This is a genomic window from Serratia sp. Ser99 (genome assembly GCF_024519545.1).
GTDB classification, from domain to species: domain Bacteria; phylum Pseudomonadota; class Gammaproteobacteria; order Enterobacterales; family Enterobacteriaceae; genus Serratia; species Serratia liquefaciens.
Map to the genome: position 1 here is coordinate 93,241 of NZ_JALJRT010000001.1, position 15,158 is coordinate 108,398.

A 15,158-nucleotide genomic window follows, 5' to 3' on the forward strand; every position below is an offset into this window, starting at 1 on the left:
ATTCTTATTTACACCGCATAATAATCAGCAGACTTTAAAGTTGCAATAAAAATGCATCTTTAAGATTGCAAAAGAGGGAAGCATCTTGAAGGAGGGCTCGCCCGTACAGCGGCGAGCCGGAGGGAAGAAGGTTATTGACCGTTACCGGCCCAGTGCTTCCGCTTGCTGGTTTTGCCCAAACCGGGATTAAAGCTGTTGGTGGGATCGGCGCTGCGGTAGAACGCCTGCAGATCCGGCTTGGCGGTGTACAGATGGCCGACGTTATGTTCCGCCGGGTACTCCGCGCCGCGTTGGTTGAGGATCTCCAACATCTTTTCCTTGAGCGCATGGCTGTCGACGCCTTTTTTCACCACATAATCCTGATGGAAGACGTGACACATAAAGTGGCCGTAATACAGCTTGTGCACCAGTTGGCTGTCGATTTCCGGCGGCAGGGTTTCGAACCAGTCGGTGTCGTTGCGGCGCAGCGCGATATCCAGCGCCAAAATATCCTCGACCTTGTCGGCGTGCACCGCATGGTAACGCACCGCGGCACCGGCGGCGGCAAAGCGGTGCAGGAAAGCTTTCTTGCCTTCATCCGGGGTGCAGACGAAGAACGCCCCGTTGGCCTGAGCAAAGTATTGGCTCAGGTACTGCTGCGCCTCTTCGACGCCCGGCCCGGCCATTTTCAGCAGCAGGTGGTGTTCAAAGCGCTCGCGATACTCTTTCATGCGTTTAGGCAGGTGGCTGGGCGCCAGATGGCTCAGGCCCTGCATCAGGCGGTCGGTCAGGTTATGCGGCAGCAACGGCAGCTTGTTGAGGCTGGCGTCCATGCGGCCTTTCAGAGTGAAGAAGGTCGGCATCTGATCGGTGCCGAGCTTATCGATCATCATAAAGGTGTCTTTGCCGTACACTTCGGCGATATCAAAAATATCCCGATGCATGTATTCGCCGGCAACCGGCAGGTTGTCAAACTTGCTCAGCATGTGGCGGCGCAGTTCGGTCAGTACGGCGGTGTCGTTGGTCCCGATGTAAAACACCTGCTCTTTGCCTTCTTTCTCGAAGGTATCCAGCCGCACGGCAAATACCGCCAACTTGCCTGCGCAGCCGGAGGCTTCGTACAGGCGGCGCTTGTCGGCGTTAAAACGGGAGGGCGTATCGGCATCAACGTCGCGTACGCGGCTGGCGTATTCATTGTCGGAGGCACGCAGTTCGCCGTGCTCGACATCTTCCGGCCGGTAGTCGCCTTTCTCCAGGCGGGTAAGGATCTCTTCCGGCGTGTCCCCGAGGTTAATGCCCAGATGGTTAACCAGACGCAACTGACCGTCTTCACCCAGTTGGGCATACAGCGCCATCTCGGTATAGGCAGGGCCGCGTTTGACCAGTGAACCGCCGGAGTTGTTGCACACGCCGCCGATCACCGAAGCGCCGATGCAGGACGAGCCAATTACCGAATGCGGTTCGCGGCCATAAGGCTTGAGCAATTTTTCCAACTGGTTGAGCGTACTGCCGGGGAAGCCGACCACCTGTTTGCCATTGTCCAGCACCTGCACATGGTTGAGCCGCAGGGTGCTGATAATGACGATATCACGGTCATAGTCGTTGCCGCTGGGCGTTGAACCTTCGGTCAGACCGGTGTTCGCCGCCTGCATGATGACGATTTTATCGGCGGCGACGCAGGCCTCAAGCAACTGCCACAACTGCAGCAGGCGTGTCGGGAACACCACCGCCAGCGCCTGGCCCTCGCCGGAGCGGAAGCCCTTGCGGTAACGTTCGGTGCTGCGTTCACCGGTCAGCAGCTGCGGGCCACCGACGATGCTTTTGAGCTTACTGAGAAACGCCTGGTTGGTGGCGCTGGTGGACTGCGTCATGCCGATCTCCCTGTCGTCCCCGTCGTTTTCCACCGGGCAGCCTTGTCGATTGCCCGGTGAAATCCATGAGGTGATTAATTTAGTAAGTCATTAACTTGGTGGCTTAATGGCTTAATAACTTAGCATCGTTCTTTGTAACCAGCCTGGCGCTCTTCGTCGCGCAGCGTCAGGATTTCCACGCCGTCGGCGGTGACCGCCACGGTGTGCTCCCACTGGGCAGACAGCTTTTTGTCGCGCGTAACCACTGTCCAACCGTCTTTCTTTTGCTTGATGCGGTGGTCGCCCTGATTGATCATCGGCTCGATGGTAAACACCATGCCTTCCTGCAGCACCATTCCGGTACCCGGTTTGCCAAAGTGCATTACCGCCGGCTCTTCGTGCATCTCGCGGCCGATACCGTGGCCGCAGTACTCCCGCACGATGCTGTATCCGGCCTGTTCTGCATGCTGTTGAATTGCATGGCCGATATCCCCCAGCGTCGCGCCCGGTTTCACCACGCGGATGCCTTGCCACATCGACTCATACACGTTATTCACCAGCCGTTTGGCCAGCGGCGTGATCTGCCCAATGCAGTACATTTTACTGGAGTCGGCAATATAACCGTCGTGTTCCAGCGTAATGTCGACGTTAACGATCATGCCGGAGCGCAGTATTTTGCTGACCGACGGAACGCCGTGACAGATCACTTCGTCAATCGAGGTATTGAGCACATAGGGAAAACCGTACTGTCCTTTTGTAGACGGGCGCGATTTCAGCTCATCAACGATAAAGGCTTCGGCGCGGTCGTTAATCTCCATCGTGGAGATACCTTCGACTATCACCTCATCGAGCATAGCAAACACCTTTGCCAGCAGCGCGCCAGAGTGACGCATTTTGACAATCTCTTCCGGTGTTTTGATCACAATCTGTTTCACCCGACAATCTCCTTTAACGTCATCGCGTTATCTTTCATCATTTTTTTTACCAGTTGGGGGTAGGTCAGTTCCGGATGGAACTCCGCCAGCATGCCAATCTTGATCCAGTATTCCGCCTGCGCGTTGATCGAACGCGTCATCGTCAGGCTGGCGAGGCGCAGATCGTCATGCAGCGCGTCTGAAATTTTCACAATGCCCATAGGCTGCTCCTCAGTGAGTAATATACGAAGTGTATACGTTTTGGATGGTCGCAATTTGGCATTCCGTGGGGTGGTCATTTTCCGGGTTGCAACGATTGCTGCCACGGGGCAATGCGTTTATTGTGATAAACGACTTTTTTGCCATGATTTTTCAGAAGGATTAGGGCGTGACCAAATTACGTGTTGGGGTGATCTTCGGCGGTAAATCGGCGGAGCATGAGGTTTCACTGCAGTCGGCAAAAAACATTGTGGATGCCATAGACAAAGAGAAGTTTGACGTCACATTGCTGGGGATAGACAAGCAGGGGCATTGGCACATCAACGATGCGTCCAACTACCTGCTGAATGCGGAAAACCCGGCGCTGATTGCGTTGAACCGCTCAAATAAAAATGTAGCGCTGATCCCCGGTCAGGAAAAACAGCAGTTGATCGAGTCAGGCAGCGCCGGTGCGCTGGGCCAGCTCGACGTGGTGTTCCCGATAGTGCACGGCACGCTGGGGGAAGACGGTTCATTGCAGGGGCTACTGCGGATGGCGAATTTGCCGTTCGTCGGCGCTGGCGTGCTGGGGTCTGCGGTCAGCATGGACAAAGACGTCACCAAACGCCTGCTGCGTGATGCCGGGCTGGCGGTCGCGCCCTTTGTAACCCTGACGCGCAGCAACCGCGCCAAATTCACGTTTGAACAGCTCAGCGAACGCCTGGGGCTGCCGCTGTTTGTTAAACCGGCTAACCAGGGGTCTTCGGTGGGCGTCAGCAAGGTGCAGGATCGCGCCGGCTATGAGGCCGCAGTGGCGCTGGCGTTCAGTTTCGATCACAAGGTGCTGGTGGAGTCGGCGATTGTCGGCCGCGAAATCGAGTGTGCGGTGCTGGGCAATGATGATCCGCAGGCCAGCCTGTGTGGCGAAATCGTGCTGAGCGACGCCTTCTATTCGTACGACACCAAATACATCAACGAGCAGGGTGCTCAGGTCGTGGTACCGGCGGCGATTACGCCGGAGGTGAGCGACAAAATCCGTGAGGTGGCGCTGAAAGCCTTCCGGGCGCTGGAATGTTTCGGTTTGGCGCGCGTGGACGTGTTCCTGACGCCAGACAACAACGTGGTGATCAACGAGATCAACACGCTGCCGGGCTTCACCAATATCAGCATGTATCCCAAACTGTGGGCCGCCAGCGGCATCAGCTACAGCCAACTGATTACCCGTCTGATTGAGCTGGCGCTGGAGCGCCATCAGCAGGATCGTGCGTTGAACAGTTCGGTATTCGATCGCTAAAACAGTCAGGGGCGAAGCGATTTTCGCCCCTGATTTTTACTTCACCGTTACGTCAATATCGCCAAAATATTTCTTCGCCAGCTCGCTCACCGTGCCTTGCTGCTTCACTTTGACGATCGCCTCATTCAGTTTTTTCTTCAGCGCCTCATCGCCTTTACGCAGGCCGAAAGCAATGCCCTCGCCAAGGATTTTGTCGTCGCTGACCGCATCGCCGACGAAGGCAAAGCCCTTACCGTCCGGGTGCGCCAGGAAGCCGCTTTGTCCCGACGGGGCCATCACCAGCGTGGCGTCGAGACGCCCGGCGGTCAGGTCCAGATAGGCCTGGTTCTGATCCTGATAAGACACCACGTCCACGCCCTGCGGCGCCCAGTGAGCCTTGGCATAAGTCTCCTGAATCGAGCCTTGCAGCACGCCGACGTGTTTGCCTGCCAGCGAGGTGGCGTTCGGCAACAGGCCGCTGTCGGCCTTGGCGATCAGGCGGTTCGGTACCTGATAGATTGAATCGGTGAAGTCGATGGCCTGGCGACGCTGATCGGTGACGTTCATCGCCGAGTTGATGGCGTCAAACTTGCGCGCCTTCAGCGCCGGGATCAGGCTGTCGAAAGAGGTTTCAACCCAGCTGCATTTCAACTGGGCGGCGGCGCAAACGGCATTGCCCAGATCGATATCAAAACCGACGAGCTGACCGCTGGCAGATTTGGATTCAAACGGTGGGTACAGCGCTTCCAGGCCAAAACGCAAGGTGTTTTCCGCCGCCAGCGTGGAACCGGCGGCCAGCAGGCAGCCTGCGGCGATCAACGTTTTCAGTGATTTCATATTCAGAGCCCTTTTCCCATGGTCAAAGCAAAAGTGAATGCATTACACCTGACACAGACGGCGTGCGCCCTCCAGCAGGGTCTGGTTATCTTTTGAAAAACTCAGTCGAATAATGCCGGTATTGGTGCCGTCGCTGTAGAACGCCGACAGCGGGATAGTGGCGACTTTGGCTTCGCGGATCAGACGCACCGCAAAATCGTTGTCGCTTTCGCTGCTGAAACCGCTAAAGCGGGCCAGCATAAAGAAACTGCCACGGCTGGGCAGTAATTCAAAGCGCGAATCTTGCAGGGCGTTCGCCAGCAGGTCGCGTTTCTGCTGGTAGAAAGCCGCCAGCCCTAAATAACTTTGCGGGTTAGCCAAGGCTTCGGCGAAGGCATACTGCATCGGGGTATCGGCGGAAAACACCATAAACTGGTGTACCTTGCGGATCTCGTCCATCAGCGCCGCCGGTGCCATGCAGTAACCGACGCGCCAGCCGGTGACGTGATAGGTTTTGCCAAACGACGAAACGATCACGCTGCGTTCGGCCAGCTGCGGGTGGCGTGCCATGCTGTGATGAATATCGCCGTCGAACACCACGTGTTCGTAAACTTCGTCGGACAGAATGACGATGTCGGTATTGCGAGTCAGGGCGGTCAGCCGTTCGATATCATGTTCACCGAATACGCTGCCCGTTGGGTTGTGCGGGCTGTTGACGATGATCATCCGCGTTTTGCTGTTGATGGCCGCAGCGACCTCATCCCAGTCAATATGCAGATCTTCCAGCGACAGTTTAATCGCCACCGGAGTGGCGCCCTGCAGACGCACGATCGGCGCATAGCTGTCGAACGCCGGTTCAAAATAGATCACCTCATCGCCAGGGTGCACCAGTGCGCTGATGGCGGAATACAACCCTTCGCTGGCGCTGGCAATGACCGTGATTTCTTCGTCAGCGTCATAGCGTGCGCCATATAAACGTTCAACTTTATCCGCCAGCGCGATACGCAATGCTGCCACGCCGCTCATCGGCGCGTACTGGTTATGTCCTGTACGCATGGCTTGCGACACTGCCTCAACCAATTGCGGTTCACAGGCGAAGTTTGGCGCGCCCTGCGACAGATTCAGGGCCTGGTGTTCGGCGCTGAGCTGGCCGATAACGGTAAAAATAGTGGTGCCGACGTCCGGCAACTTCGAGCGTTGTGCGCATGCGCTCTGCATGAGTGGCTCCAGGGAATAGGGGGATATCGCTTGATTAAGCATCAATGACGGTAGGCCAACAAGGGAAAGTTTGTCATACTTGCCATGCACTCAGATCATGACTGATTCTCCTTCATTCTTGAAACGATCTCGGCGTTGGCTGCGCTTACTTACCCGAATCACTGACTCATGTCAGCTCATCGGGTTGCGTTCACTGGCCGCCTTGATGTCGTTCCAATTATTTGGGGGAATCCTTGGAATTTCAGGGGATATCAAGGAACTCGCCATGTCGTCATCACTGCCGTCGCTCGACGTATTGAAAACCTTTTTGGTGGTGGCCCAGCGTCTTAATTTCACTCACGCCGCCCAGAGCCTGCACCTGACGCAGGGCGCGGTCAGCCGGCAAATACTGGGGCTGGAACAGCATCTGGGTTATCCGTTGTTTAGCCGTCGCGCGCGTGGCCTGACGTTGACACCGCAGGGAGCCATGCTGTTGGCCCCGGTGCAGCAAGCCCTGGGACAGTTGGATGAGGCGCTGAGCCGAATCGGGGCGCAGCCGGGGACCTTGCGGATCAAGTGCCCGACCTGTGCCATGCGCTGGGTGCTGCCGCGTATTATCCGGCTTCAAAACGAGCGACCGGAAATGCATATTGAGCTGACCGCTTCGGTATCGCACGGGCTGGATTTCGCTGCGGAACACTTCGATGCCGCGGTGGTGTTCGGCCAGCCGCAGGGCAAAAAACTGACGGTGCATCATCTGTTCGATGAAATTCTCACGCCGGTCTGCACGCCGACTTACCTGCCCGATTTATCCCGCCCGCCGACGCCGGCCGATCTGGCGGAGAAAACGCTGTTACATCCCACGCGCGATCGCCGCGACTGGCTGCTGTGGCTAAAGGCGGCGGGGCAGGAAACGCTGCCTTCCGGTAAGGCGCAGCATTTCGATACGCTCGATCTGGCGATGAGTGCGGCACTGCAGGGTTTTGGCATCGCCATCGGTGATTTATGTTTGCTGGAGGAAGACATTCAGGCGCAGCGTATCGTTACGCCGTTCCCACTCAGCGTGGTCAGCGGTGCGGCTTACTATCTGGTCTATCCTGAACGAGCAGTGCAATCGCCGGCATTAACTACGCTGGTGGATTTCCTGGGCGATGAGGCGGCGCAAAGCCGCACCCGGCTGAAAAACTATCGCCCGGCCCGCGCTAATAGCTTGTAACCTTTAACATTACAAAGTATTTCTGCGGTGAAAAGGAGTATGGCACACTGCCTTTTCACATCGATTAATCATCTCCGCCGCGGTCTGCGACGGGAGCATGCCTGAGATAAAAAATATGAAATGGCTTTGTGTGGTGAGTATGTTGTCCGGTCTGGCCATCAGCCCGGTTTTTGCACAGGAAAACGCCGTAACGCAAGGCGTTAATGCCCAGCAGCGCGATGCCTTTGTTTCCAACCTGATGAAGCAGATGACGCTGGAAGAAAAAATCGGCCAGCTGCGGTTAATCAGCGTCGGCCCGGATAACCCGAAAGAGGCGATCCGCGACGGCATCAGCAAGGGGCAGATTGGCGCGATCTTCAACACCGTCACCCGACCGGATATCCGCGTTATGCAGGATCAGGCGATGCAGCTCAGCCGCCTGAAAATCCCGCTGTTCTTTGCCTATGACGTGGTGCACGGCCAACGTACCGTGTTCCCAATCAGCCTCGGGTTGGCGGCCAGCTTTGATCTGGAAGCCATCGCACTCAGCGGTCGAGTGTCGGCGCAGGAAGCCAGCGACGACGGCCTGAACATGACCTTCTCGCCGATGGTCGACATCACCCGCGATCCGCGTTGGGGCCGGGTCTCTGAAGGCTTCGGTGAAGACACCTGGCTGGTATCCAAAATCGCCAAGGTGATGGTGGACGCCTACCAAAACGGTGACCCGTCCAAGCCCGGCTCAATCATGGCCAGCGTGAAGCACTTCGCGCTGTACGGCGCTACTGAAGGCGGCCGCGACTACAACACCGTCGATATGAGCCCATTGCGGATGTATCAGGACTATCTGCCGCCCTATAAAGCGGCGGTGGAAGCCGGCAGCGGTGGCGTCATGGTGTCGCTCAATTCGGTGAACGGCATTCCGGCCACTGCTAACCCATGGCTGCTGAAGGACCTGCTGCGCGATCAGTGGGGCTTCAAGGGCATCACTATCAGCGACCACGGTGCGATCAAAGAGCTGATAAAACACGGTGTGGCAGCGGACGCGCGTGATGCAGTACGACTGGCGATCACCTCTGGCGTCGACATGAGCATGAGCGACGAATATTACGACCAATACCTGCCGGGGCTGGTGAAAGACGGGCTGGTGTCGGAAAGCGACATTGACCGTGCCTGTCGCGACGTGTTGAACACCAAATATGATATGGGCCTGTTTAAAGACCCTTACACCCATCTTGGCCCGGCAGGTTCCGACCCGCAGGACACCAATGCCGAAAGCCGCCTGCACCGTGCCGAAGCGCGCGTGATCGCGCGTAAGACTATGGTGCTGTTGAAGAACGACCGGCAGACATTGCCGTTAAGCAAACAGGCGACCATTGCGCTGGTCGGGCCGATGGCCGACAGCCAGCGTGACGTGATGGGCAGCTGGTCAGCGGCCGGGGTAATCAAACAGTCGGTGACCCTCCGCGAAGGGCTGGAACGTGCGGTGGGCGACAAGGCGAAAATCCTCTATGCCAAGGGGGCCAACGTCACTCAGGACAAGAGCATTATCGACTACCTGAACGAGTATGAGCCGGCGGTGGCGTTTGACACCCGTCCACCGCAGCAGATGATTGACGAAGCGGTACAGGCGGCGAAGAAAGCCGACGTGGTGGTGGCGGTGGTCGGGGAATCGCAGGGTATGGCGCATGAAGCGTCCAGCCGCGCCGATATTACTATCCCGCAAAGCCAGCGCGACCTGATCGCGGCGCTGAAAGCCACCGGCAAGCCTTTGGTATTGGTACTGATGAACGGCCGACCGCTGGCGCTGAGTTGGGAAAGCCAGCAGGCGGATGCGATGCTGGAAACCTGGTACAGCGGTACCGAAGGCGGTAATGCGGTTGCCGACGTGCTGTTTGGCGATTACAACCCGTCGGGCAAGTTACCGATGACCTTCCCGCGTTCGGTCGGTCAGATCCCGATGTATTACAACCACCTGAACACCGGCCGTCCGTTCGGCAAGGAAAACCCGGGCAAATACACCTCGCGCTACTTTGACTCGGCAAACGGTCCGCTGTATCCCTTCGGTTATGGCCTGAGCTACACCAGCTTCAGCCTGTCGGACCTGAAACTTTCCAGCCCGACAATGGCGCGCAACGGCAAGATCACCGCCAGCGTCACGCTGAAGAATACCGGCAAATATGATGGTGCCACCGTTGTGCAGCTGTACCTGCAGGACGTGACCGCCTCGGTCAGCCGCCCGGTGAAAGAGCTGCGCAACTTTAAAAAAGTGATGCTGAAAGCGGGCCAGGCGCAGACCGTCGAGCTGCCGATCACTGAAGACGATCTCAAGTTCTACAACGCCAGCCTGAAATGGGGCGCGGAACCGGGCAAGTTTAACGTGTTTGTCGGCCTGGACTCTGACAACGTACAGGCACAGAGCTTTACGTTGAAGTAATCACCCTCTCTGACCCTCTCTCATCGCGGTGGGAGAGGGTTTGCGTTGCTTTTGAGATCCCAAGCTCTTCAACGCATAACCGTTCTGCTTTCGCACGGAAAATCCCGTTGTTTTGATCCCGCTGATTGTTTCGCCACAGCTATCGCTATATGATTTTATATATAACGATAACTCACCGGAATCACCCATGTTCAAACGCTTGTTGCTGATTTTTATTCTTTTCTCTTCCGCCGCGCAGGCGGATCGCCAGGTCACCGACCAACTCAACAGACAGGTCACATTGCCCGATACCATTACTCGCGCGGTGGTGCTGCAACACCAGACGCTGAACCTGCTGGTGCAGCTCGATGCGCTACCGCAGGTGGTGGGTGTGCTCAGTAGCTGGAAGAAACAGCTGGGGCCGAATTATCTGCGACTGGCTCCTGGGTTGGCAAAAATGCCGATGCCGGGCGATCTCACCTCGGTGAACATCGAAAGCCTGCTCAGCCTGCACCCGCAGGTAGTGTTTGTCGCCAACTATGCACCGCCGGAAATGATTGCCCAGATTGAACGGGCCGGTATTCCGGTGGTGGCTATTTCGTTGCGCCGTGAGGCGGCGGATCAGGCCGGGAAAATGAACCCGGTACTCAATGATGAAGATCAGGCCTATAACCTTGGCCTGCAGGACGGTATCCGCCTGATCGGCACGGTAATGGGGCACCAGCCGCAGGCAGAGGCGATGATCCAGGACGTTTTTCAGCAGAGAACGCTGGTGGCCGACCGGCTGCGAGACCTGCCTGCGGACCAACGGGTTCGGGTGTATATGGCCAATCCGGATTTAACCACTTATGGATCGGGCAAATACACCGGACTGATGATGCAGCACGCCGGTGCGCTAAACGTGGCGGCGAAGGACATTCAGGGTTTTAAGCAGGTATCGATTGAAGACGTGCTGAAGTGGAACCCGGCGGTGATTTTCGTACAGGAGCGTTATCCCGAGGTGGTGCAGCAAATCCTCAGTTCGCCGCAGTGGCAGGGGATTGACGCGGTAAAAAATAAACGCGTCTATCTGATGCCGGAATACGCCAAGGCCTGGGGTTACCCGATGCCGGAAGCGTTGGCGCTGGGTGAACTCTGGATGGCGAAAAAGCTGTATCCGCAGCGTTTTAGCGACGTCAATTTGCAGCAGCGGGTGGATGCCTATTACCGGCAGTATTATCGCAGCAGCTGTTGCCAGAGCGAGCAATGAGGCTTGGCTGGCTGCTCCTGCTGACGTTGCTTTGCGCGCTGCTGTCGTTGGGGATTGGCCGTTACCCGGTATCGGCAGCTCACAGTTTGATGATCCTGCTGGAGCCGTTGACCGGCCCGAACGGCGCTATTGATGCGGTTCAACGCCAGGTGATTCTGGGGGTTCGCGTACCCAGAGTGTTATTGGCGATGGGGGCCGGCGCCTCTCTGGCCCTGTGTGGCGCCGCGCTGCAGGGGGGCTTTCGTAATCCGCTGGTGGATCCGCATATCATCGGCGTCTCTTCCGGTGCGGCCTTTGGCGGCACGCTGGCAATTTTACTCAGCCTGCCGATGGCCGCGCTGTTGCTGTCTGCATTTGTATTCGGCATGGCGGCGTTGCTGCTGATTTTTGCCATTACCAGCGCCATCGCCCGGCGCAATATTTTGTCGTTGGTGCTGGCTGGGGTGATCCTCAGCGGCTTTTTCTCCGCCTGCGTCAGCCTGTTGCAATACCTGGCCGATACCGAAGAGAAACTGCCGAGCATCGTGTTCTGGCTGCTGGGCAGCTTCGCCACCGCCGACGACAATAAACTGTTGATGCTTTTCCTGCCGTTGTTGTTGGCTGGCGGGCTGTTATTGGCATTGCGCTGGCGCATCAATTTGCTGTCGATGGGGGATGAGGACGCCGCTGCACTGGGCATTAACGTCGAGCGCACCCGCTGGCTGATCCTGACGTTGTGCGCCGCGATTGTCGCTGCACAGGTGGCGGTCAGCGGCAGCATTGGCTGGGTTGGGTTGGTTATTCCGCACGTTGCCCGGCTGCTGGTCGGCCCCGATCATCGTCGTCTGTTACCGGCTTCTCTGTGTTTGGGGGCGTTGTATATGGTGTTGATCGACGATTTGGCACGCACGCTGAGCAGCAGTGAAATTCCGCTGGGTATTTTAACGGCATTGATTGGCGCACCGCTGTTTGCGTTGCTGCTGCGCCGTGCGCAACTGAGAGGTTGGCATGGCTGAGACATTACTGACGGTTAAAGATCTCAGTTTTGGTTGGCCCGGCCAAGCGCCTTTGTTTAACGCGCTGAGCCTGCAATTGTCGCGTGGCGAAGTCTTGGCGGTACTGGGCCCCAACGGGCGCGGTAAAAGTACCCTGATGCAGCTGTTGCTCGGCACCCTGCCGCTGCAACAGGGGGCGGTTGAATGTGCCGGCGGCATCGGTTTTGTGCCGCAGCATTTCACGGCGCCTTTTGCCTATCGGGTGCTGGATATCGTGCTGATGGGGCGAGCGCGTTATGTGGGGTTGTTCCGCTCCCCTTCGGCGCAGGATCATCGGCTGGCGAAAGAAGCCCTGCAGTCGCTGGATATGTTGGGCTTTGCCGACCGCGAATTTGGCAGTTTATCGGGCGGACAGCGGCAGCTGGTGCTGATTGCCCGCGCATTGGCGATGAGCTGCGAGGTGCTGATACTGGATGAACCCACTTCGGCATTGGATCTTCATCACCAGGATCGGGTGCTGAGCCTGATCTCGTCACTGGCGCGGGAACGACAGATGGCGGTGATGTTTTCGACCCATCAACCCAATCATGCTCATGCGGTGGCCGATCGCGCTTTGCTGCTGGGGGCCGAGGGACAGCATCAAATCGGGCCCTGTGCCAGGGTGCTGACGGCCGAGTGCTTGTCGCCACTGTTTGATTTGGCGATTGAGCGGGTGGCTTTGCAGATTGAGGGGCGGCAGTTTGAAACGCTGGTGCCTTTATATCGCAGTCAAAGGGAGCGTCATCATGAGTAATCTTCTGCTGTTTGCTGCCGGTAGCCTGCGCGTGGCATTTGGGCCGCTGCTGGCCGCGTTTCAGGCACAAACCGGCGAGGTTGTAGATGCGGTATTTGGTCCCGCAGGCCTGCTGCGTCAGCGCATTGAAGCCGGTGAACGGCCGCATGTTTTCGCTTCGGCCAATCTGGCGCATCCGCAGCGATTGGTCGATCTGCATTTATCGCCACGGGTGCAAACTTTTGCCCGTAATCGGTTATGCGCGACGGTACGTAATAGTGCCGGGCTAACAGAACGCCCGTTGTTGGAGGTACTGCTGGACTCGCGTTGGCGGGTGGCGACCTCAACGCCGGGTGCCGATCCTTCCGGTGACTATGCGCTGCAATTATTTGAACGTATTGAATCCCTGGCGCCGGGGCAGGGGACAGCCCTGCGGCAACGGGCTTTGGCTCTGGTGGGCGGCCCAGATTCAGCGCCGTTGCCGATGGACCGGCCAGCGGCTGAGTATCTGCTCAACAGCGGGCAGGCGGATATCTTCCTCGGTTACGCCAGCTATGGTGCGGCGTTGGCAAGGTTTCCCGAGCTGGTGGTGCGGCAGTTACCGCCTTCGCTGACGATTGAGGCCGACTATGGTCTGTGTCTGTTGGATGGACGGGCACAGCCCTTGGCCGAGTTTATTCTGGCGGAACAGGGGCAGGCGATACTGCGTGAACAGGGGTTTTTACCTGCCAACCTGGTGAGCTAATGGCTTATTAAGTTGGCAGGTTAAGAGGCTATTACAGCTTTTTCAGCAGTTGCATCAGATGTTCTTCGCTCTTCTCCGCCAGGCCGTCAATCGCCAGCTTGATGATATCGGAGCGGGTAATGCGCACCACGCCGTTACGCGCCGCCTGCACAATGATTTCATCGATGGCGTCGACGTGATTATCGGTCAGGCTGACTGAAATGGCTTTGTAAGTGCGTTTGCGACCCTGCGGCTTGGCTTCGGGGGCGGGAACCAGCAAAGTGTGCGACGTGGCGCTATTGATAAATTCGTCTTCCGACATGCGGTGGGTTGGGGTGCGTTTTTTCACAGGATCACCTCCTTCACCAGGCTTTCGATTTCCGCCTGCGCTTTTTCGTTATGCGCCTCATGCACGGTAATCGCCTCGCCCCAGGCGTCGCGGTAAATCTTGCGGTCACACAGGCGGTTACTGACCAGCGTCAGTTCCGGGTATTCGCTTAATACCTGCGCCGCTTCGTTGGCTTCATTAATGAAGATGTTGGTCGGGCACATGTTCAGCACGATGTAGCCTCTCACCTTCTCGTTATATTCTTGCGCCGTGGCGAACATTTCAGACAGATACCCGACGGTGTCCAGATCCATCTGCGACGGGCGCAGCGGAGAAAGGAACAGATCGGCGGCTAACAGGCCCGAGCGCAGTTCGGCGCTGTCGCGGCCGGCGGTGTCGACAATCACATAATCGTAATGGCGATCCAGCTCCAGCAGCGTCTCTTTGATTTTACCCGAGGCGGCAACCACCGGAATATGTGGCAGACCTTCAACATTTTGGCGATCGTTATACCAGGTCATGATTGATTTCTGATCGTCGGCATCGACGATGATGGCCGTTTTTCCCTGCTTGAGGATCAGATATCCGGCGATATTGACCGCCTTGGTCGATTTCCCTACGCCACCCTTTTGCGAGCCAATCAAAACAATCATGCTGCCATCTCTCAAGTTATTAAGCTGGTAACTTATTAAGTTAATGCGCTTATTAGGTTGATAACTAAACAGGTTAACTACAACAGAGCCTGAACAATATGCACCAATGTCGGCGGCTTGCCAAGCCAGTATGCGGTTAACTTTACAGCCTATTTTGCTGGTAACGTAGTCAGCGGGTAAGTAGGAATGTTCTGGGAAGGGGGGACAAGCGGAAGTATTTTTTTAATTTAGCAGCTTAATAAGTTATTAAGCTGCTAATGATGACGCTGCCAGAACGCTACTTTTTCAACATCGACTTCAGGTTGGCGAACGGGTTATGGGTCGCGAGACCGACGTCTTTTTGCGCATCTTCACCGGCAACAACCGTGGAGCCATATTGATCGGCTTCGGTGTATTTTGAATGCTCATGGTCGTGACAATACAGGCACAGCATTTCCCAGTTGCTGCCGTCTTCCGGGTTGTTGCTGTGGTCGTGATCGATATGGTGAACCGTCAGTTCGCGCAGGTTGGAGTACACAAACTCACGCGAGCAGCGTCCGCAGACCCAGGGAAAGATTTTCAGCGCTTTTTCGCGGTAGCCAGTTTCCAGCCTCGCGTAGTTTTTTGGGATATATGCCATGGTG

General features: G+C 56.9%; 15 protein-coding genes. 7 read left to right on the forward strand and 8 right to left on the reverse strand.

Annotation, left to right across the window (positions count from 1 at the left end):
* Nucleotides 1–131: 131 nt before the first annotated feature.
* From dld to NR114_RS00485, 3 genes are all read right to left on the reverse strand, one after another.
* Entirely contained in the window at nt 132–1,850 is a 1,719-nt protein-coding gene (dld, locus tag NR114_RS00475) for a D-lactate dehydrogenase (protein ID WP_020825780.1), read from the reverse strand.
* A 119-nt stretch (nt 1,851–1,969) separates the two neighbouring features.
* The gene (gene map / locus NR114_RS00480; RefSeq protein ID WP_149573468.1) at nt 1,970–2,764 is read right to left on the reverse strand and encodes a type I methionyl aminopeptidase; all 795 of its coding nucleotides are present in this window, start codon (nt 2,762–2,764) and stop codon (nt 1,970–1,972) included.
* Complete coding sequence (locus NR114_RS00485) at nt 2,761–2,964, reverse strand: ParD-like family protein (RefSeq protein WP_020825782.1); 204 nt, start codon at nt 2,962–2,964, stop codon at nt 2,761–2,763. Before NR114_RS00485 ends, map begins: the two co-directional genes overlap by 4 nt.
* A 167-nt stretch (nt 2,965–3,131) precedes the next feature.
* On the opposite strand from NR114_RS00485, the gene ddlA reads away from it, so the two are divergent.
* Nucleotides 3,132–4,235 carry a D-alanine--D-alanine ligase gene (gene ddlA, locus NR114_RS00490; protein ID WP_020825783.1) on the forward strand — a complete coding sequence of 368 codons (1,104 nt, stop codon included), beginning with the start codon at nt 3,132–3,134 and terminating at the stop codon, nt 4,233–4,235.
* Between the two features lie 36 nt (nt 4,236–4,271).
* Here ddlA and NR114_RS00495 read toward each other — a convergent pair whose 3' ends face one another.
* Both NR114_RS00495 and NR114_RS00500 read right to left on the reverse strand, forming a co-directional pair.
* Nucleotides 4,272–5,051 (reverse strand): ABC transporter substrate-binding protein, encoded by a 780-nt coding sequence (locus NR114_RS00495; protein WP_020825784.1) that lies wholly within the window; start codon nt 5,049–5,051, stop codon nt 4,272–4,274.
* Nucleotides 5,052–5,093: 42 nt separating this feature from the next.
* Nucleotides 5,094–6,248, reverse strand: coding sequence for a pyridoxal phosphate-dependent aminotransferase (locus NR114_RS00500; protein WP_116690958.1), 1,155 nt, complete (start codon nt 6,246–6,248; stop codon nt 5,094–5,096).
* A 265-nt stretch (nt 6,249–6,513) separates the two neighbouring features.
* Between NR114_RS00500 and NR114_RS00505 the strand changes: the two genes are divergently transcribed.
* The 6 genes from NR114_RS00505 (at nt 6,514) to NR114_RS00530 (ending at nt 13,575) form a co-directional block, all read left to right on the forward strand.
* The gene (locus tag NR114_RS00505; RefSeq protein WP_116690957.1) at nt 6,514–7,443 is read left to right on the forward strand and encodes a LysR substrate-binding domain-containing protein; all 930 of its coding nucleotides are present in this window, start codon (nt 6,514–6,516) and stop codon (nt 7,441–7,443) included.
* A gap of 115 nt (nt 7,444–7,558) precedes the next feature.
* Nucleotides 7,559–9,856: a beta-glucosidase BglX gene (gene bglX, locus NR114_RS00510; protein WP_256813858.1), complete on the forward strand. Its 2,298-nt coding sequence runs from the start codon at nt 7,559–7,561 to the stop codon at nt 9,854–9,856.
* A 187-nt stretch (nt 9,857–10,043) separates the two neighbouring features.
* Entirely contained in the window at nt 10,044–11,084 is a 1,041-nt protein-coding gene (locus NR114_RS00515; RefSeq protein WP_048761328.1) for an ABC transporter substrate-binding protein, read from the forward strand.
* Nucleotides 11,081–12,079 carry an iron ABC transporter permease gene (locus NR114_RS00520; protein WP_256813859.1) on the forward strand — a complete coding sequence of 333 codons (999 nt, stop codon included), beginning with the start codon at nt 11,081–11,083 and terminating at the stop codon, nt 12,077–12,079. The genes NR114_RS00515 and NR114_RS00520 overlap by 4 nt, the downstream gene beginning before the upstream one ends.
* Entirely contained in the window at nt 12,072–12,851 is a 780-nt protein-coding gene (locus tag NR114_RS00525; protein ID WP_046374199.1) for an ABC transporter ATP-binding protein, read from the forward strand. Before NR114_RS00520 ends, NR114_RS00525 begins: the two co-directional genes overlap by 8 nt.
* Nucleotides 12,844–13,575 carry a substrate-binding domain-containing protein gene (locus tag NR114_RS00530; protein WP_256813860.1) on the forward strand — a complete coding sequence of 244 codons (732 nt, stop codon included), beginning with the start codon at nt 12,844–12,846 and terminating at the stop codon, nt 13,573–13,575. The genes NR114_RS00525 and NR114_RS00530 overlap by 8 nt, the downstream gene beginning before the upstream one ends.
* A 31-nt stretch (nt 13,576–13,606) precedes the next feature.
* Here NR114_RS00530 and NR114_RS00535 read toward each other — a convergent pair whose 3' ends face one another.
* The 3 genes from NR114_RS00535 to yajD form a co-directional block, all read right to left on the reverse strand.
* Complete coding sequence (locus tag NR114_RS00535; protein WP_020825792.1) at nt 13,607–13,903, reverse strand: hypothetical protein; 297 nt, start codon at nt 13,901–13,903, stop codon at nt 13,607–13,609.
* A complete protein-coding gene (locus NR114_RS00540; RefSeq protein ID WP_256813861.1) occupies nt 13,900–14,535 on the reverse strand; it encodes an AAA family ATPase in 636 nt (211 codons plus the stop codon). Before NR114_RS00540 ends, NR114_RS00535 begins: the two co-directional genes overlap by 4 nt.
* 277 nt (nt 14,536–14,812) lie before the next feature.
* Nucleotides 14,813–15,154 carry an HNH nuclease YajD gene (gene yajD, locus NR114_RS00545; protein WP_020825794.1) on the reverse strand — a complete coding sequence of 114 codons (342 nt, stop codon included), beginning with the start codon at nt 15,152–15,154 and terminating at the stop codon, nt 14,813–14,815.
* Between the last annotated feature and the right edge of the window lie 4 nt (nt 15,155–15,158).